The sequence below is a fragment of the Yersinia ruckeri ATCC 29473 genome (assembly GCF_000754815.1).
Taxonomy (GTDB): Bacteria; Pseudomonadota; Gammaproteobacteria; order Enterobacterales; family Enterobacteriaceae; genus Yersinia; species Yersinia ruckeri.
Map to the genome: position 1 here is coordinate 1801993 of NZ_KN150747.1, position 17263 is coordinate 1819255.

The window sequence follows — 17263 nt, forward strand, 5'->3', positions numbered from 1 at the left end:
ATTTTGAACGCTATTTTTACTGTCTAAAATGACAGAGTGATCCTAAGCTTTAGCCCATAATCATTATAACTGGATGGATTTTATATGAATTCTTCTCCGTTCAACGTCCATAAGCAAAAAGTCCATCCTTCTTGGCTTTCATTTAAGTTACAACAAAACATTCTACTACCACTGATTATTTTTATTATGGGATTGGCTATTTCAGGTGCGGGTGCCCGATGGCTTTATAATGAAATTGAAGCCAATGCTAAAGTCGATTTCCAACGTAACGTTGATCGAGTTTCTGGTGAGGTTATTCGTCGTTTTTCTCAGCCGATATATGGGCTGAATGGCGCTAAAGGGACATACGCGACCAATAACCAATTAACCCGCGCACAATTTCATGCTTATGTGGCATCGCGTAATTTGCCGGTAGAATTTCCTGGTGTCAGGGGATTTGGTTTTATTCAGCATGTTGAACGTAGTCATTTGAATGACTTTATTGCTGAAACTCGGGCTGACGGAGCACCAAATTTTGCATTGCGTCAGTTACAGGATAAGCAACATGATGATTTATATATTATTAAATATATTGAGCCAGCAGAAAAAAATCAAGGTGCCGATGGGCTTGATATTGGTTCAGAGTCCGTCAGACGAGAGGCTGCATTATCAGCAATAAACAGCGGTAAGCCGACACTTTCAGGTACTATCCGTTTGGTTCAGTCAAACGTTAATACCCCTGGCGTATTGCTTTTTGTCCCTGTGTATAAATGGGGGACTAATCCTACAACGCCGGCAGAACGGCAGGCATCATTAGTTGGTTTGCTCTATTCACCCATTGTTATTGCTGATCTATTGCGTGATATCCCAGAGTTTGTAAACGGGAGAGTAGACGTTGAATTGTTTGACAGCCTTAACGAGTTATCGAATCAAACGCTGGTCTTCGATGCAGATGGTAGTAAATATGCCGATTTTATACCAGATGAAAAGCATACAAATCAAACAATAGCCGCCAGAATATTCCATAATACCAATATATTGCCGCTTCCTGGTCGAGAAATGACGCTGCGAGTCAGTAGCACTCCAGCATTTGAAGAGTTGACGCAACGCTATGCACCCTGGTTGATATTGGTTTTTGGTTTTTTATTAAGTTCAGCGTTGGCATTACTTATCTGGCAGCAAGTTAGCGGACGTAATCGCGCAGAGATGCTGGCTCGGAATATGACCGCCGATCTTGAACGTTTGGCTTTAGTGGCAAAGAATACCTCTAATGCCGTTATTATTACCGATGTAAACCGTAAAATCGTTTGGGTTAACGAAGGTTTTGAACGTATTACCGGATATAGTCGAGCTGAAGCATTCGGCAAGTCGCCGGGGAAATTACTACAATGCAAAGATACCGATCAAGCCGTAGCAAGCAAAATGCGAACCGCGCTGGATGCGGGTGAATCATTTAAGGGTGAAATAGTCAATCGTGATAAATCGGGGCGGGAATATTGGATTGAGCTGGAGATTCAACCTCGCTATAACGATCAGAATGAACCTATCGGCTTTATGGCTATAGAATCAGATATCAGTGAACGCAAAGCAACTTATCAACGCCTTGAAGCCGCCTTACGCGAGAATAATGCTTTACTTAGTACCCTTAATTTACATGGCATTATTTCTACTGCGGACAGCACTGGGACAATCACGGATGTTAATAATGCATTTTGTAATATCAGTGGTTATAGGCGCGAAGAACTTATTGGACAGACTTACCGGCTAGTGGATTCTCACACTCATTCAGCTGAGTTTTGGCAATCGATGTGGAATGACATTGCCAGTGGGATATCGTGGCGAGGAGAGATCTGTAATAAGGCTAAAGATGGCTCTCTATATTGGGTTGATACTACGATTGCACCCTTTAACAATAGTGCCGGGCAGATTGAGCGGTATATTTCCATTCAAGTTGATATCACTGCCAATAAAGAGCAACAGGCAAGTTTAATTATCGCTAAAAATCAATTGGTTAGGGCTGCTGATGTGGCTGAGTTAGGCATTTGGACGTTGAATGTTTCAGATGGCTCACTGTCTTTTGATGATCGAATGAATGATATCTATAGCTTGCCTGAGTCATTGCGTAATACACCTATCCCTTTAACGTATTGGTATAGTCTTTTGCATCCAGAGGATATTTCTGAGGTTAAAAAAGCGATAGAAACTGCGCTGGAAAATGTCAGTGTTTATCGCCAGATTTTTCGTATTTTTGTGAAAAACCAAGTTCATTTTATTCAGTCGACTGGAACAGTAGAACGGGATGAAAATGGAAAAGCGATGTTGATGATGGGGATTAATCGGGATATCACGCAACAACGCGAAGCCGAGAATATACTGAAAACAGCAAGAGAAACTGCGGAAGAAGCCAATAAGGCCAAATCTGCATTTTTGGCAAATATGAGCCATGAACTCCGCACCCCAATGAATGCAATTCTCGGTATGCTGACTTTATTGCGTAGAACCGGACTCGATAGAAAGCAGGCTGATTATGCAGCTAAAAGTGAAACGGCCACACGGACTTTATTGCGTCTATTAAACGATATTCTGGATTTCTCCAAAATAGAATCCGGTAAAATGGCTTTGGAATGTATACCTTTTGATATTCACGTGATGCTGCGTGATTTGGCGGTCATCTTATCCAGCAATCTGAAGGCGACAAAGGTTGAAGTGTTATTTGATATTGACCCGTCACTTCCCCAGTTTGTTGAGGGTGATAGCATGCGGCTTCAGCAGATATTAACCAATCTCGGTGGCAATGCATTGAAATTCACCGAACAAGGTGAAGTGGTACTTTTCATTAAGGTTATAGATCGGAGTCGCCATCAGGTTAGGTTGCAGTTTGGTGTACGCGATACTGGAATAGGTATTGCCCCTGAGAATCAAAAAACTATTTTTAGTGGTTTTACACAAGCAGAAGCATCAACAACACGTAGATTTGGTGGCACAGGATTAGGATTGGTGATAAGCCAACGTTTTGTTGCACTCATGGGCGGAGAGCTGACGTTAGAAAGCCAGCTTGGTAAGGGAAGTTTATTCCATTTCACCATAATGCTATCTCTGCCTTCAGACACCAATTTGGTTATTAATAATGAAAAACCAGATGTTCTGGCAACCAGAGCTTTGGCATTGAATAATTTACGCGTCTTGGTTGTTGATGATAATCCGACGGCTTGTGAGCTCATTAAGCAGATGGGGGAATCACTTAAATGGATAGTGGATGTCGCAACCAATGGTAGTGATGCACTACAACGGATAAAACAGCAGTATGATAATGGAGTTGCCTACGGTGCTTTATTTATTGACTGGAAAATGCCAGGTTTGGATGGTTGGCAAACCAGTAAATATGTCCGTGAAATGATGCCAGTAGGTAACTTGCCAATGATTGTCATGGTAACCGCCCATGATCGCGAAATGTTATTACAGCGCAGCGAAGAAGAGCAGGCATTGCTGGACGGTTATCTGGTGAAGCCGATCACGGCTTCTATGTTGTTGGATTCAGTGATTGATGCATTAAGTGAACATCAACAGCCAGATGTCCCCAAATTGGTCACCGCTGAAGCTTCGCACCGATTGTCTGGTATAAGGCTATTAATTGTTGAAGATAATTTGAATAACCAACAAATCGCCCGTGAATTACTTGAGGATGAGGGCGCGGTGGTTAGCATGGCCAATCACGGTAAAGAAGCGATTGAAATATTAGAACATAATCCATCTTTATTTGATCTCGTCTTGATGGATTTACAGATGCCGGTTATGGATGGGTTTAATGCTACGCAATATATTCGGAAAAGTATTGGATTAAAAAACTTACCGATTATAGCCATGACGGCCAACGCCATGGTATCGGACCGCGATGCCTGCCTTGCTGCCGGAATGAACGACCATATTGGTAAGCCCTTTGACTTGAATAATCTAATACACATTATACGAAAATACACGGGGCAAACAGATGTTATCACTACGGTAAATCGTACCGCATCCTTCACATTATCTCCTGAGTTGAAAACCGTTGCAGCTACGGCAGGAATTGATGTGGATTCCGCCCTTAATAGATTGGGCGGGGATTTAACGCTGTACCAAAAAATGCTATCGCTGTTCAGTGATGATTTGGCTAATTTGCCTACTCAGTTGGAGAAATTGTTGGCTAAAGGTGACCTCCTGTCAGCATCCCGTCTGCTGCATACAATCAAGGGACTCGCTGCACAGTTGGGGGCAAATGAACTCTCTTTGAGTGCGGGACAAAATGAGGCGTTATTGAATAACGGTGTGATGCCTACAGCTGATAGAGTGAATCAGTTATTGAGTGAAATACGCAATAAAGTCTCCGCTACCCATGCTGGAACAACGGCATTAATTCAAATACTATCGAAAGACCATTCTAAAATTACCTCGGTAGAGGAGTTTGATATACAAGCTATTGAGCTGGAAGTAAATCGTTTGATATTGCTATTACAAAGCTCAGATATGGCTGCATTAGAGGTAATGAATAAATTAATGATAACTTTCGGTAAGCAACTCAATGGAAAGTTATCTACTCTTAATGATGCAGTAAATCAATTGGATTTTGCTAAAGCTATCCAGTTATGCCAAAGCATGATGGATAATCTCCCGACTCAAAGAAATGAGAAGATATGACTATACCCCATTCTTTTTCTCAAGATTTGACCTTGAATTTACCCGGGGTGGGAAAGCCCAAGATCCTTATTGTTGATGATCATCCGATCAACATTCAGATCCTCTATCAAGCATTTTCTGCCGATTATCATGTGTGCATGGCCACCAGTGGCAAACAGGCTATCGACGTCTGTATCAATCAGCATCCTGACCTGATTCTATTGGATATTGAAATGCCTGGCATGAATGGTTTTGATGTCTGTGCCAGGCTCAAGTCATCTCCAGACACTCAGGATATTCCCATTATCTTTATCACTGCGCATATTGATGAAGAGACAGAAACCCGTTGTTTTAACGAAGGTGCTGTCGATTTTATTAGTAAACCCATTAACAGGAATACCGTTCGGGCTAGAGTGAAAACGCACCTGTTACTTAAGGCTCAATCTGACTTACTACGTGAACTGGTATATTTAGATGGATTAACCGAAGTACATAATCGGCGTTATTTTGATAAGCAGTTAGATCTAGAGTGGAAGCTGTCTAATCGTAACCATACTTCACTTAGCATGATTATGATTGATGTTGATTTCTTCAAAAAATATAATGACTTATATGGTCATCAGGGTGGGGATGATTGCTTACGGAGAGTCGCCAAGGTTATTCGAGATGCGCTTAGACGACCTGCCGACCTGGTTGCTCGCTATGGCGGCGAAGAATTTGTTTGTTTGCTTCCTGATACCGAGCTGGCTGGGGCAATGGATATTGCGGAAATGATCAGACTACGAATTCTTGAGCAGAAAATCCCCCATACTGGATCCACCGTTTATCCCTTTGTCAGCATCAGTCTGGGTGTCTGTTGCAAAGAGACTCATAACACTTCCGCGCCAGCAGATTTATTGCTTCAGGCGGATTCCCAACTCTATCAGGCAAAGGAAAATGGTAGGAATCAAACTTGTGGTGAGTTTTTAGTGTCTTCTAAGGGGAATTTCCCCGTTTTCAACGGGAACGTTAAGTAGAATTATGCCACCTAAACGGCCAAATATACTGGTGTTGACAATATGCGCATGTACGCCATTTTCGGGAGTTTTTATGACTCAAGGCACAAAAACTCCCGAAGGGGCTTCCAGACGGTAAGGGCAACGGATGTTATGGTAAATCAATCGTCTTTGAGTCTGTTTTTACTGTTAATACTCAGCATTTGCGTAAATTGATGACTGATGTGCAGCAGCGTATCACGCCCCGTTCCCGCCTTAGACTGCATCGCCAGCCCTTTCTCAAACGTGAGAATAAGGATTGCGGTCTCCTGAGCGGTTCCCATGGTATGAATTTCCTTGTTGGCAATGCCGCGCTCTATCAAAGCACAAAGCGCAGCGAAAAATGCCTGTCCAGAAGCACGAAGTCTGGTAAATGTTTCTGATGGCTTCTTATGATAAGTAAACAATTCAAATAGAAGCATACAACCATGTGGATAATCTGGTTGAGTGATTACTTCGATAAAACGGTTCAGAAACAATTCCAGCTTGGCAAGGACTGACAATCCTGGCTCTTCAATGCTAGCGATAACCGGGCTCATATACGTCGATATATAGCGTTCCATTACCAGAGAAAACACCTGCTCTTTACTGCCAAATGATGCATATAAAGTTGGAGGATTTATCCCTGCGACTTTCACAATCTCAGCAATCGATGTCCCTTCGTAACCCTGCAACCAGAACAGATGTAGCAATTTGTCCAGTACCTGTTCCCGATCGAATTTTTGTGGGCGGCCCGCTTTTTTATTATTGTTTTCTATCATATTTATCCTTACTAAATAATATTTTGTATTGATCGATACAAAATAAATTGACATGCGTTAATGATCTCATGATAATGTATTGTATCAATCACTACAAAAAAAGCGAGATTATGAATTCATTCAAAGGCAATGAGAAAAAAGGTTTTTTAATAAGTTTGTGGGCGACTGCACTTATCTTAATTTGGTTGGGTATTTTCAAATTTACTCCGACAGAGGCAGCAGCAATTAAACCTTTGGTAGAACATCACTTTTTAATGGGTTGGTTGTACAGCATATTGAGTGTTCAAACTGTATCTAATCTGGTTGGGATGAGTGAAATCATTGTAGGTATAGCTCTGTTAGTTGGATTGAAGCAGCCTTTTGTTGGTTTCTGGTCTGGGATCGCTGCTAGCGTTATTTTCTTGGTAACGTTGAGTTTTATGTTCACCACACCCGGGATTTTTAAAGTGGTTGATGGTGTGCCTGTCACCGAGTTTTTCTTATTCAAAGATTTGGCATTTTTAGGTATTAGCTTGAGTATTATCGGACGTAATCAAGCAGTTATCCGTCAATTAGCTCAAAATTAATCCATCATGAAAATATCCCGCTTGTGCGCTTTGATACCTCTGGATGTTTGGGTAAAACATTGAGGGCGATTGAACGAATTTCTGAGCATATTGATTAACCTGCTCACCCCTGTATTTAATCAGCTTATCTATAGTAGACAATAAGGGCACTCTTGTATGAAGATTTATACCATCGCAGCGACTCTGGCGCTGTTATTTAGTGCAAATTCTGCTTTTGCAGCCAGTCAGATTAACTCTGAGCAGGCTATGAATCAGCAGCATATTGGTTCTATACGAGTTCAAATTCCTAATGGTACTTTGGATCAGTCTGTGGAGGCCCTAGCGCAGAAAACGGCTCAACTAGGGGGGAATTACTTCCGTATTACTGGAGCAGGGACTCCCGGCATGGGCAACAGTGCTACTGCTACCGCTGAAATCTATAAATAATTACGAATGCTTACTTGTTAATACTTTTACAATAAAAAAGGATCTTCTTGAGATCCTTTTTTCTGCACGTAATCTCTTACTCTGTAAACGAAAAATACACCTGAGGAGGTGCTTTTTCGCAGGTTAAGTCAGTTGAGGAACAGCTTCACAGAATAACTGAGTATACGAGAAGGTAGATACCTTAATTATTCTTTCAGTTTAGCCTCAGTCAGACTCATTCTTCAAGGGGGGAGTTTGTGCTTTTTGTACGTCTAGCACATTACTGAGTTTGTTCAGTTTATCTAATAATACTAATTCACGCATACATTAGCATTATTAGAGACGAGTTATTACAGCGGGTTTAAAAGACTCGCTACGTCAGACTACGCCGTATTTTAACAAATATTATCGCTCCTAAAAGAAACGGTTAGCATCGCGAGACAAAAAATAGGCTTTCCGTACATTATGTTTCGAATTTCAAATACCTCCTTTCGCAATTAATCGCGACGAATGTCATTTACCTTATTTGTTATTGTGAATAACAATTGTTTTGTTATATTTTTGATCATTTTTTTTGATAAAATGGCAGGAATCAATGGATCCACTCGTTAGAATTTGAATATTATCGCTATCGTCCGTGAGGATAACAATGAACAACCGGCATATTGCACTTTGGGGTTCGGCCACTGGTGGTCTACGGGCTGCTTTTCACAAGGATAAGGTGATTAGTTTTAATGATAACTTATCCTATGGTCCACTTTACGATGTAGTCAATCAGCAACAATTATCAGCCCGCTTGGAATGGGTGGATAAAATGTATCGCAAGAAATGTGTGCCTGACTGGCGTGAATATGAACATGAGGCGCGTATTAGTGATGTATCAGTGGCCGAGTTTCAACTGGATTCTGATGAAGAAGTGACGGTGTGGATTGGTGATAATGCGGATGAACAGTTAATGTTGATGGCATTACTACCAAAACTGGCATTACAACAGGTTGCAATAGTGAATGTAACGGATGAAGTAGATCGAAAAATGGTGGCTCTTTGCCCGATTGAAATGCTGGTTCCGTTATGGCAAAAACGTAAGCTTTTGTCTCCAACTGAGCGACAACGGCTGATCAAAGAGTGGACTCATTTGCGTAATGAAAATGCACAGCTTCATGTTTACGAACATGGTGTGGTTGTCGGTAAAGATCCAGATTTTTACGATCACTTATTGTTCTCGGCCTGTACTGATACTTTCACCCGAGGTTCTAGAGTGATTGGGGATGCCATATGCGCGTCACCAGATTATGTAGAGGATACCCTCCTTGATTACCGTATGAGGATCATGGCAGATAATAAATTGTTAATATTGGATAATCCTAAATTGAATATGAATAAGGTGAGTGTAAAACTTGCTTGATAATCATGGCACGGTAAGACCGTGCTTTAAATTAACATCTTAGATGTTAATGTGAATCGTAGGTTAGTTGATTTCATTGAATGCTAAAATAGTCGATGACTGGCAGGATGATTTATTTTATTTATTGCCCGGTTGAGATCGTATATTTCCTACAGAAAATTAGAAGGATATAAATCGAGATGTAAATTTATTAGATAATAATATACGTGAAAGTAGCACGGATGCGACAAATACAGAAAGCAACAGTGTAAATCTCAGTTTAATGTCCGATGGGTTATAGGCATTGGATATAAAGTAGAAAATTCCATCGTGTAGAATATACACCCCGATCATCGATGGGCTTATATAGGCCAATGTTTTTTTGATCCATTCATACTTGGTATCAAAGTTATCAAAAATGACAAAAAGACATAAACTAATGATTAATAAATGAAAGTTGTCAAGGAAATATCCAGCATTGATTGTTTTATACACATGTAAGGACATGAAACTTTCATAGAAATACATAGAGATAGCGGTAGGCACAATCAGTAATTTTGCCGTGATTCTGACTTTGATGTTTTTGGTCATTTCTTTACATCTATTCGAGCAAAGGAAGCGGCCGACCATATAGTAAAATATCCAAGTCCATAACCTAAAGTATTGAGGGAAATCGATTAAGTAAGGTTTTTCAGTCAACGTACTAATAATGTCTATTGATACTGAAAATAGCAATAAAGTGCCTAAGGTAATTAGTGTGCTTTTACGGCTCTTCAGTATTATTGCAATAATAGGGTTGATTATATAGATAAGCGCTATACTAAAGAGTAACCAACTCTGTAGAAAATATCCTTTTTTGAATCCCTCTTCATCGATAAAGTAAAATAGCACGTTCCAAAAAATTATTATTGTAAGTATTGATTTTATTTTTTTAAAAATATCATTTTTGGTTATTTCTTTAATCGAGTCGATATAACCTATTATCATAAAGAACAGCGGCGTCGCGATAATGGATAAAAAATAGAGGACACCCATGACTTCACCACTTAAAAAGCAGGTGTCAGTGCAGGTTTTACTGGCAGAGTAAAATGTTACTGCTGAAAAGCAACTAAGGCTTTTCAGTGCATGAAGGCCGACATTTCTCATAATGCTAAAGCCAAACAGGACAGTTCATTCAACCTGAATGGCTTGTATTGATCCTGAATTAATGATGCTACCGGCCAAAAGTTATCTCTGATGTCATTTTGTGGTTTATTTGTTTTTAATTTATTGTTTTTCATCAGAAAATAGTCTGTCTGTCCGTTAGTTAACGATATTTTTACACAAAACCCAATTTCTGTCACTGAGCAATCCCTATCTGCAAACCAAGGAAGAGCTTATTCATGGATTTTTATCATCTAGATATTGACCATTTCTGCTTATTTTACGCTGATTGCTTTAAGAATATCACTACTAAAAAAGGGTGCTTGTTGCTCTATATAGCCTAAAAACATGCTGTGCTTTACTGATTGAACGCAAAATACGGCGGTAACATAGCGGTCGCCAATATAGGCACAGCCATCAAAATGATGGGGTGACGCGCGCAGGGTGCTGAACAACAAACCATGTGTTAATGGTGATTTTGTCAACCTTGCGCCGGTGTTTTATACGCGAGTGTGGGGAGTGCCAGTCGTTCGCAGAAAAACAAACTTTATCGCTTAAAATCAATTAATTATATTTTCGGCTTCATTTTTTGGATGTGAGCAAAATGATAAGTTGCATGGTGGTTGATAATGATAGATATCTGGCTCTCGGAATCATGTCTATGGTTAAAAAGATTTTTGCAGATACTGGATGTAACGACGAAATCAAATTTTATAAACGTTCCAGTTATCCCCTTGATATTGTGTTCATTGGTGTCAATGAAGCTAATTTTTTTGAGGCGTTAGAACGGTTGGAGAAAGTTGCCATTGATACAAAAGTCTTCTTGATTGCTAATTTAAGGTTAAGCAGTTTTTTCCTGGGGGCACCAGGATTTCACAATGTCACCATGATTTATCGTGAAGATGCGTTGGAGGCATTGGAGTCTAAAGTTATCGGCGTAATTAAAAAAATGTTTCATGTTGTCGCTGATACATTCACCGAACGGAAAAAGCTCCAACCCGAAGTAGTTCAGCATGATGAAATCAGCTTCCTTACACGCAATGAAAATGCGGTTCTTGCCTTATTTAATGAAGGTTTTTCCGGCGGGGATATTGCTAAGATACTAAAGAAAAGCCAAAAAACGGTTAGCGGGCAAAAACGTTCGGCAATGCGAAAGTTGGGTGCCAGAACTGATGTTGAGTTAATAAAGATGTTTATGTTTAAGTAGTCGAAATTTGGGTTTAGCCATTGATGGGCAACTGCTCTCTGTTATTGCTTTGTATGTGTACAAGAACCTGGCAGGCTGATTTATTTGCTATCAGATTAACTGTTGAAGAAACTCAGTCCCCATAGTGCTATGGGGCTGAGTAGGCACAGAAGGCAGGTTTAAATATTTTTCAATTTGGCTAATGTACTATCAATATCGATTTCATGGTCAGAGAAGGTATAAGTTACATTTTGGTGTGTCGTCACTGACAGCATTTTTAACGGAACGGTTTTCTCCGCAATATCTTCTTCTTGAGGACGAATCTTGTTCATCAACAAACCGACAGAAAGCACGGTGTTGGCTTTATCGACTTCTGCCTGAGCCGGAACTTCTTTTATAAATGTTTTGAATGACTTAATGCTACTGAGTTTAATTCTTTCATTGGCAATGAAGATATATTTACTTTCAATGGCAACTTTGACAGCAAAGGCGGATAAACCTTTATTGTTCGTCGTCGGTTCAAAAGTGACTTCCGCGTTCTTCTTAATCATCTCGGGATTAGCAACTTTAATAACGTGAAAATAACGGTTATCTCCGTTTTCGTCGGTGATAAAACCAAAGCCTTTATCTTCAAAAAAAGTTGTTATTCTACCGTTCATCATGCATCTCGTTTAATTCAGTCTATTAGTTACCTATGATACAGGGGAATTCAGTACAGATACAGTCTGATACCGTTACAGAGATTTTTCCGTAGCAGGCTGCAACAGATTCGTAACGTAAACCTGTTGTCAGGTAACCTGTTTATCCTGATGGTTTGGTTGATACTGGTGCTTTTATCTATTTTTCTTATTTTTGTGATCTGCATTCTGGACAAAATGCGATCCAATTGCTGTACTGTAATTGACACGAATATTGTGTCCAACTATTCACGTAAAGGTAAGTTTGATGTCTAAGATTAAAGGTAGCGTTAAGTGGTTTAATGAATCCAAAGGTTTCGGCTTCATTACCCCGGAAGATGGTAGCAAGGACGTATTCGTCCATTTCTCTGCCATCGCTAGCAATGGTTTCAAAACTCTTGCTGAAGGCCAGCGTGTAGAATTTGAAATCACGAACGGTGCCAAAGGGCCATCTGCTGCTAATGTTATCGCTATCTAAGTAGCCAATATTCTTAAAAACCCGCCTCAACACTGGCGGGTTTTTTATTGCCCGAAAACGGCGATTTGAGCTATTTGTTATTTATTTTCAAACTGTGAGCAACGTGATGTGAGCCGGTGGTCGATCAGTATCGCTACGTTGAAAAAATTAGAATAAATAGGTTTTTAGAAAAAAAACTATAACAAGTAAGCAAAGAGCGACCGTTAGCAATTCAGTATATGTTTTAGGTAATCCGAACATAAGCTTTTCTCAGTACTTCAGTAACCGTCAGAGGTGACTGTTGTTAGGGTACTGATTATCTGATGTGGATATTAAGAAAACATTAAGATGTGAAAATAAGCGAAGTTAATCAGGGCGGAGATGTTCATCGCCCTGATAAGCGTAATTACTGTGCGGTCCACATATTATTCACTAGCATAAATGCCAGCATCGTCATCGCCAAAGAGCCTGCAAGGTTAAATAATACTGTCAGGGCTGCCCAAAGGAATCTACTGTCCTGTATCAGATAAACCACTTCTAGTGAAAATGTTGAGAATGTGGTCAGACCGCCGCAAAAGCCAGTAGTAATAAGCATCTTCCATAGGGGATCGAGATGTGCCATTCGATTAAACAGAGCCAAAGCCAAGCCAATAATAAAGGCGCCAATCAGGTTTACCGTTAAGGTACCAACCGGCACGTTAGGTGTTATATCGTTTAATTTTAGGCTGATTAACCAACGCAATGTACTGCCTATGCCGCCGCCGATAAATACTGCCAGTAATGTAGTTAGGAACATAAATACCTTTTTTGCCAATGGGTAGTTATCAGAACGGCTTGGGCATAACGCTACGCGCCTTTCTGAGAAGGTTACGTAGACATCATCAGCCTTGAGGGGCGGTTATGGAGGAATGTCATCTCCAGTGCTTTAGACAAAAGCTTACACTGACTTTTTCTTATTTTAAACTGGCAAAGTCTGATAGCCTGTTTTTAAATGACACTGTATCAAATACATTGAGGAAAAAAAGTGAAAATCCGGCAGGCAAGACTTAGCGACGAGATGGCTATATCCCAATTATTGGTAGCATTAGACTATCCGGGGACTGGGACTTTTTTACAGCAGCGGTTACAGCAACTTATTGAACATCCTGATAGCCGTTTACTGGTAGCGACGCTAGGTAGCGAAGTTTGTGGTTTTATTTCTTTGCATTTTATCCCGCAGATCGCGTTAGTGGGGGAGTTTTGCCGTATTAGCTATTTGTGTGTCAGTGAGAAGGTCAGAGGTGAGGGAATAGGTAAGCAGTTACTGGATGAGGCAGAAAAAATAGCCTGCGAGCGCGGTTGTGATCGTATGGAGTTACATAGCCACTCCCGTCGGATAAAGGCACATTCGTTTTACGCTCGAGAAGGTTATGAGGAATCGCCTAAATATTTTGTAAAACGCTTACCTTTCATTGCTATTTATCCATAGCTATTTATATTAAAAATCATCCTATTACTTGGCCAGCTCAATACGATCCCGTCCATTGTTTTTGGCATGATAGAGCGCGGAATCTACAGCTTTTAACCATTGTTGGTAGTTGGCCATCTCAGGTTTGAATTCTGCTACCCCGGCACTTATTTTCAGTTGTAGGCCTGGGGATTGTTTAAACTCTATTTCAGCCAGTTTCCCCTGGATTCTGGTTAATACTTCACGCGCCTGCTCAGCTGTAGTATTGGGTAAAATTGCACCGAATTCATCCCCGCCATAGCGGCCGACAATATCTATAGCCCTAAGCCCCAGTAATAGCTCTTCGGCTAATACAGTAATCGCATCATCGCCTACGGTATGGCCATAGGTATCATTAATGGTTTTGAATTGATCAATATCGATCAAAACCAGAGAGGAGCAGTGTTTATAACGGCGACAGCTATCAAATTGATTATGAAGCTGATGTTCCCAATGCCGCCGATTATATAACCCGGTTAATCCGTCGCGCACACTGATACGCAGTAGCTCCTCCTTATTTTCTACTAGCCGCTTGGCAGTATGAAAAGTAACCCATCCCAGAAGTGAAGGATAAATAAAAATCATCGGCAGGCAGCTGTAAACTTGACTGATCGTTGTTTCAGGCTGAAACGATAAATTAAATAACCAGAAAACCAATAGACTGCTGGAAATCTGCAGTAACAGTCCTTTGATGAATAGGGATTTGCCGCCCGAGGCAATGTTATTCATGCTCATCATCGAGAGAATAACAACGGAAGGCAGTGCATTGAATGACATGACTGCCACCCATGTGCCACCTAAAATAGAATCGATACTTAGATTAATTAACTCTTGCCGATGGGGGAAATCGGCATTAATAGAGAGTTGGTAAGCGACATGTGGCCAAATCAGGCCGTTAATCATCAGCAATAGCCAGATCCAGACCGGCATGGCCTGAGTGATGAGGACTGAGGTGACGCATAACATACCAATCCCCAAACCAAAAATTCGGGGAATATAAATCCGTTTGGCAAAATGTACCCCGGACTGACGCGAATTTGCTCTGCTGTATAAGGACAATTGGTGCCCCCAATTTAATCTGATTTTAAGGAATGCCGAAAAGCAAGATTCAGAATGAGTCAACATTCAGTAATTCAGACTCCTGCATCAATCATAGTTCACTAATGAAATCTGTTACATCTTACTATTGTTTTATCCGACATTTTATTCATAAATAACCCACAATTGATTTATCCAGAATTCTTAGTCCTGATCGAATAGAAGGAGTGTATGGAAGGTATCAGTATCACGAAACTGCTGGTGGTGGGTATATTGATTGTGCTGTTGTTTGGTACTAGCAAATTGCGCACATTGGGCGCGGATTTGGGTGCTGCGCTGAAAGGCTTTAAAAAAGCGATGGGTGATGATACAAATCCGCCAGCCAATAGCGCTGAGAGCAAACCTATGCCGCCAGTTGAGCATAAAGATTGAGTTGCCTGCGCCTGAATTAACAGCGGGAGTGACATCGGTTGAATAAGAAACGGATATCCCAAAAGGAGGTCCGTTTTTGCTGGTCAGCCGTTTTAGTTGTAATGAATTATGTCAGGACGACATAATAAATGATCAGCCTGAAACTGAATTCAGGCTTATTCAATTATTTGACTTCTTCGCCTTTGGCTTGTAAGTCTGCATGGTAAGACGAACGAACAAACGGGCCACAGGCCGCATGGGTAAAGCCCATCGCCATCGCTTCGGCTTTCATTTCATCAAATTCTTCTGGGCTGACATAACGTTGAACCGGTAAATGGTGGCGGCTAGGCTGTAAATACTGACCCAGAGTCAACATCGTCACACCGTGACGTCGCAAGTCACGCATAACTTCAACGATTTCCGCATTGGTTTCTCCCAGACCGACCATTAAACCTGATTTGGTCGGGATGTTAGGGTGCGCTTCTTTGAAACGTTCCAGTAATTTCAGTGACCATTCGTAGTTTGCGCCTGGACGAACCTGACGATAGACACGCGGAACGTTTTCCAGATTATGGTTAAACACGTCCGGTGGCGTTACTGTCAGGATATCCAGCGCTCGATCCATGCGGCCACGGAAATCGGGTACCAAAGTTTCGATCTTGATGGTCGGGTTTTTTGCACGAATAGCAGCGATACAATCAGCAAAATGCTGAGCACCGCCATCACGTAAATCATCACGGTCAACGGAAGTGATGACCACGTAACGTAGACCCATATCTTTGATTGTCTGTGCCAGTTTTTCTGGCTCGTTGGCGTCTGGCAGTGTTGGACGACCATGGGCGACATCACAGAAAGGGCAGCGGCGGGTACAAATAGCACCTAGAATCATAAAGGTCGCTGTACCGTGGTTAAAGCACTCTGACAAGTTAGGACAAGACGCTTCTTCGCAAACCGAATGCAGGCCATTTTTACGCATCGCCGCTTTGATGCCTTGAATACGGCTGGAATCAGCAGGAAGCTTGATTTTCATCCATTCGGGTTTGCGTAACAGCTCCTGACGTTCTGTGACCACGGTTTTCACCGGGATTAACGCCATTTTATCTGCATCACGGTATTTAACGCCGCGTTCCATCTGAATCGGTTTACTCATAATCGTACAGGTTCCAGTTCTGAATCTCTAAAGTGAGATTTTTCATTAAAATCAACGAAATGAGGCATTCGTTAAAAATTTTTTGAAAATTGTTTAAAAATTATATCATCTTTATCCTGATCCGTTCAGTCCCCAATTTTATATTGGTTTGTACTGCCAGAGTGCAGGATTGTAAGGAAAAAACCTTATTAAGAATGATAATCCTCTGCCAGCCAGGGCTTCAGGTCGGTACCCTGATAGCCAAGTTGACGAATAAACGCGTTGACCAATATAGGTTGAACATCAGCGACTGTTATCTCTGGGCATAACGCGCTCAGCTGTGTCATTTCCATTCCGGCATAGCCACAGGGATTAATCCGATGGAATGGTGATAAATCCATATCAATATTGAGCGCCAGCCCGTGAAATGAACATCCTTTACGGATGCGTAGCCCCAGAGAGCAAATCTTCTTTTGCCCAATATAAACACCGGGGGCATCAGGACGTGCGTGAGCTTCAACGCCAAAATGCGCCAAAGTATCTACCACGGTATTCTCGATGGCTGTAACCAACTGACGAACACCTATTTTGGCGCGCTTTAGGTTGATCATGACGTACATCACCTGCTGGCCGGGACCGTGATAGGTGACTTGTCCACCACGATCGCTTTGAATAACCGGAATGTCTCCGGGCATCAGCAGGTGTTCGGCTTTCCCTGCCTGACCTTGCGTAAATACCTGTTGATGTTCGACCAACCAGATTTCGTCCTGAGTGGATTCATCGCGGCATTCAGTGAAGGCGTGCATGGCTTGAGATACAGGGGCATAGGGCTGTAACCCCAACTGGCGTAAAATGATCTTGTGTTGTTGCAAGCGAGACATCATCTGGTTACAGAAATGGTGGCGCCAGTATACCAGCACCGTCGCAGGGAATCAGCGTTGAGAGGTGAAAAAA

Annotated in this window: 17 protein-coding genes and 1 riboswitch; of the genes, 9 read left to right on the forward strand and 8 right to left on the reverse strand. The window is 41.4% G+C overall.

Annotation, left to right across the window (positions count from 1 at the left end; genetic code table 11):
* The first annotated feature begins 84 nt into the window (after positions 1–84).
* Together DJ39_RS08005 and DJ39_RS08010 are read left to right on the forward strand one after the other, a co-directional pair.
* Positions 85–4653 (forward strand): CHASE domain-containing protein, encoded by a 4569-nt coding sequence (locus DJ39_RS08005; protein WP_004720146.1) that lies wholly within the window; start codon positions 85–87, stop codon positions 4651–4653.
* Positions 4650–5648 (forward strand): diguanylate cyclase domain-containing protein, encoded by a 999-nt coding sequence (locus tag DJ39_RS08010; protein WP_045844509.1) that lies wholly within the window; start codon positions 4650–4652, stop codon positions 5646–5648. Before DJ39_RS08005 ends, DJ39_RS08010 begins: the two co-directional genes overlap by 4 nt.
* A 140-nt stretch (positions 5649–5788) precedes the next feature.
* On the opposite strand, the gene DJ39_RS08015 is transcribed toward DJ39_RS08010, so the two are convergent.
* Positions 5789–6427 carry a TetR/AcrR family transcriptional regulator gene (locus DJ39_RS08015; RefSeq protein WP_004720150.1) on the reverse strand — a complete coding sequence of 213 codons (639 nt, stop codon included), beginning with the start codon at positions 6425–6427 and terminating at the stop codon, positions 5789–5791.
* A 110-nt stretch (positions 6428–6537) separates the two neighbouring features.
* Between DJ39_RS08015 and DJ39_RS08020 the strand changes: the two genes are divergently transcribed.
* The 3 genes from DJ39_RS08020 (at position 6538) to DJ39_RS08030 (ending at position 8803) form a co-directional block, all read left to right on the forward strand.
* The gene (locus tag DJ39_RS08020; protein ID WP_038251714.1) at positions 6538–6993 is read left to right on the forward strand and encodes a DUF417 family protein; all 456 of its coding nucleotides are present in this window, start codon (positions 6538–6540) and stop codon (positions 6991–6993) included.
* Between the two features lie 156 nt (positions 6994–7149).
* Entirely contained in the window at positions 7150–7419 is a 270-nt protein-coding gene (locus DJ39_RS08025; RefSeq protein ID WP_004720154.1) for a YdgH/BhsA/McbA-like domain containing protein, read from the forward strand.
* A 628-nt stretch (positions 7420–8047) separates the two neighbouring features.
* Positions 8048–8803 carry a DUF3658 domain-containing protein gene (locus tag DJ39_RS08030; RefSeq protein WP_004720156.1) on the forward strand — a complete coding sequence of 252 codons (756 nt, stop codon included), beginning with the start codon at positions 8048–8050 and terminating at the stop codon, positions 8801–8803.
* A 159-nt stretch (positions 8804–8962) separates the two neighbouring features.
* On the opposite strand, the gene DJ39_RS08035 is transcribed toward DJ39_RS08030, so the two are convergent.
* Together DJ39_RS08035 and DJ39_RS17900 are read right to left on the reverse strand one after the other, a co-directional pair.
* On the reverse strand, positions 8963–9928 hold the full coding sequence (locus tag DJ39_RS08035) for an acyltransferase family protein (RefSeq protein WP_004720158.1): 966 nt from the start codon (positions 9926–9928) through the stop codon (positions 8963–8965).
* Between the two features lie 272 nt (positions 9929–10200).
* A complete protein-coding gene (locus DJ39_RS17900) occupies positions 10201–10410 on the reverse strand; it encodes a hypothetical protein (protein WP_139127563.1) in 210 nt (69 codons plus the stop codon).
* Positions 10411–10541: 131 nt separating this feature from the next.
* On the opposite strand from DJ39_RS17900, the gene DJ39_RS08040 reads away from it, so the two are divergent.
* On the forward strand, positions 10542–11132 hold the full coding sequence (locus DJ39_RS08040) for a helix-turn-helix transcriptional regulator (protein WP_004720162.1): 591 nt from the start codon (positions 10542–10544) through the stop codon (positions 11130–11132).
* A gap of 158 nt (positions 11133–11290) precedes the next feature.
* On the opposite strand, the gene DJ39_RS08045 is transcribed toward DJ39_RS08040, so the two are convergent.
* Positions 11291–11770 carry a cold-shock protein gene (locus DJ39_RS08045; protein ID WP_004720164.1) on the reverse strand — a complete coding sequence of 160 codons (480 nt, stop codon included), beginning with the start codon at positions 11768–11770 and terminating at the stop codon, positions 11291–11293.
* Positions 11771–12056: 286 nt separating this feature from the next.
* Between DJ39_RS08045 and cspE the strand changes: the two genes are divergently transcribed.
* Positions 12057–12266: a transcription antiterminator/RNA stability regulator CspE gene (cspE, locus tag DJ39_RS08050; protein ID WP_002210315.1), complete on the forward strand. Its 210-nt coding sequence runs from the start codon at positions 12057–12059 to the stop codon at positions 12264–12266.
* 385 nt (positions 12267–12651) lie between these two features.
* On the opposite strand, the gene crcB is transcribed toward cspE, so the two are convergent.
* The gene (crcB, locus tag DJ39_RS08055; protein ID WP_004720167.1) at positions 12652–13041 is read right to left on the reverse strand and encodes a fluoride efflux transporter CrcB; all 390 of its coding nucleotides are present in this window, start codon (positions 13039–13041) and stop codon (positions 12652–12654) included.
* A gap of 69 nt (positions 13042–13110) precedes the next feature.
* Positions 13111–13173, reverse strand: a riboswitch (Fluoride riboswitch).
* A 96-nt stretch (positions 13174–13269) separates the two neighbouring features.
* Between crcB and DJ39_RS08060 the strand changes: the two genes are divergently transcribed.
* Positions 13270–13713, forward strand: coding sequence for a GNAT family N-acetyltransferase (locus DJ39_RS08060; protein WP_038243868.1), 444 nt, complete (start codon positions 13270–13272; stop codon positions 13711–13713).
* A gap of 24 nt (positions 13714–13737) precedes the next feature.
* Here the strand turns inward: DJ39_RS08060 and DJ39_RS08065 are convergent, their stop codons facing one another.
* A complete protein-coding gene (locus DJ39_RS08065; protein ID WP_004720172.1) occupies positions 13738–14856 on the reverse strand; it encodes a diguanylate cyclase in 1119 nt (372 codons plus the stop codon).
* A 144-nt stretch (positions 14857–15000) separates the two neighbouring features.
* On the opposite strand from DJ39_RS08065, the gene tatA reads away from it, so the two are divergent.
* The gene (tatA, locus tag DJ39_RS08070; protein WP_004720174.1) at positions 15001–15201 is read left to right on the forward strand and encodes a Sec-independent protein translocase subunit TatA; all 201 of its coding nucleotides are present in this window, start codon (positions 15001–15003) and stop codon (positions 15199–15201) included.
* Between the two features lie 163 nt (positions 15202–15364).
* Here tatA and lipA read toward each other — a convergent pair whose 3' ends face one another.
* Positions 15365–16330: a lipoyl synthase gene (gene lipA / locus DJ39_RS08075; protein WP_004720176.1), complete on the reverse strand. Its 966-nt coding sequence runs from the start codon at positions 16328–16330 to the stop codon at positions 15365–15367.
* Positions 16331–16518: 188 nt separating this feature from the next.
* A complete protein-coding gene (gene lipB / locus DJ39_RS08080) occupies positions 16519–17193 on the reverse strand; it encodes a lipoyl(octanoyl) transferase LipB (protein WP_004720177.1) in 675 nt (224 codons plus the stop codon).
* Positions 17194–17263: the final 70 nt, after the last annotated feature.

What these genes read in the sequence shown, in the direction of transcription:
- DJ39_RS08005 (WP_004720146.1), top strand. Translation starts at nt 85, where the DNA reads ATGAATTCTTCTCCGTTCAACGTCCATAAGCAAAAAGTCCATCCTTCT.
- DJ39_RS08010 (WP_045844509.1), top strand. Translation starts at nt 4,650, where the DNA reads ATGACTATACCCCATTCTTTTTCTCAAGATTTGACCTTGAATTTACCC.
- DJ39_RS08015 (WP_004720150.1), bottom strand. Translation starts at nt 6,427, where the DNA reads ATGATAGAAAACAATAATAAAAAAGCGGGCCGCCCACAAAAATTCGAT.
- DJ39_RS08020 (WP_038251714.1), top strand. Translation starts at nt 6,538, where the DNA reads ATGAATTCATTCAAAGGCAATGAGAAAAAAGGTTTTTTAATAAGTTTG.
- DJ39_RS08025 (WP_004720154.1), top strand. Translation starts at nt 7,150, where the DNA reads ATGAAGATTTATACCATCGCAGCGACTCTGGCGCTGTTATTTAGTGCA.
- DJ39_RS08030 (WP_004720156.1), top strand. Translation starts at nt 8,048, where the DNA reads ATGAACAACCGGCATATTGCACTTTGGGGTTCGGCCACTGGTGGTCTA.
- DJ39_RS08035 (WP_004720158.1), bottom strand. Translation starts at nt 9,928, where the DNA reads ATGAGAAATGTCGGCCTTCATGCACTGAAAAGCCTTAGTTGCTTTTCA.
- DJ39_RS08040 (WP_004720162.1), top strand. Translation starts at nt 10,542, where the DNA reads ATGGTGGTTGATAATGATAGATATCTGGCTCTCGGAATCATGTCTATG.
- DJ39_RS08045 (WP_004720164.1), bottom strand. Translation starts at nt 11,770, where the DNA reads ATGAACGGTAGAATAACAACTTTTTTTGAAGATAAAGGCTTTGGTTTT.
- cspE (WP_002210315.1), top strand. Translation starts at nt 12,057, where the DNA reads ATGTCTAAGATTAAAGGTAGCGTTAAGTGGTTTAATGAATCCAAAGGT.
- crcB (WP_004720167.1), bottom strand. Translation starts at nt 13,041, where the DNA reads ATGTTCCTAACTACATTACTGGCAGTATTTATCGGCGGCGGCATAGGC.
- DJ39_RS08065 (WP_004720172.1), bottom strand. Translation starts at nt 14,856, where the DNA reads ATGTTGACTCATTCTGAATCTTGCTTTTCGGCATTCCTTAAAATCAGA.
- tatA (WP_004720174.1), top strand. Translation starts at nt 15,001, where the DNA reads ATGGAAGGTATCAGTATCACGAAACTGCTGGTGGTGGGTATATTGATT.
- lipA (WP_004720176.1), bottom strand. Translation starts at nt 16,330, where the DNA reads ATGAGTAAACCGATTCAGATGGAACGCGGCGTTAAATACCGTGATGCA.
- lipB (WP_004720177.1), bottom strand. Translation starts at nt 17,193, where the DNA reads ATGATGTCTCGCTTGCAACAACACAAGATCATTTTACGCCAGTTGGGG.